1 protein-coding gene is annotated in these 515 nt (G+C 49.1%); it reads right to left on the reverse strand.

The features are described from left to right. On the reverse strand, window positions 1-515 hold a 515-nt coding region (locus ACS8YF_RS20180; RefSeq protein ID WP_440851831.1), incomplete at both ends, for an Orn/Lys/Arg decarboxylase N-terminal domain-containing protein.

The following is a 515-nucleotide window of genomic DNA, read 5'->3' on the forward strand; positions in this document are numbered from 1 at the left end:
ATAACTCTGTTCCGCGCCAAAAGTCCGCGCGATGTACTCTTCCGCTTCCAGGTGTGGCCCGGTGTGGTCGAGCAACGAACCAAGCTCGGTAACCGAAATAGAGACATCAGCCTTGAGGGTATTCCCGCCGAAAAAATCATAAAACAGACAGCCAACCGGGCTTTTTTGATAGGCGGTACCGCCCATATGCCCCGGCGTACAAAAGGTGTACTTCCGCTCTTTGACGTAGGTAAACAAGGCTTTCGTGAACGGCGGTGTAATGTTATCAAGATATTCGTCGGTGTACTGACGCATACGAATGGCGATATCTTCCGCCTGCCCCAGCGCATATTCAAAAAACCAGAGCGCCATCCGCATATCCTGCACGCTGACATCCATCGTCGAGTGGGTGTTGATGAAGGCATAAAGCGGGAGATATTCATTAAGCTGATTGATATCGCTACATAAATCGAGACTGTACTCATCCCAGTCAAAAATCACGCCGCAAATTCGAGGGTTATGTTCGATAAATTTCA

This window comes from Salinisphaera sp. SWV1 (assembly GCF_052044155.1).
In the GTDB taxonomy this organism is placed as follows: domain Bacteria; phylum Pseudomonadota; class Gammaproteobacteria; order Nevskiales; family Salinisphaeraceae; genus Salinisphaera.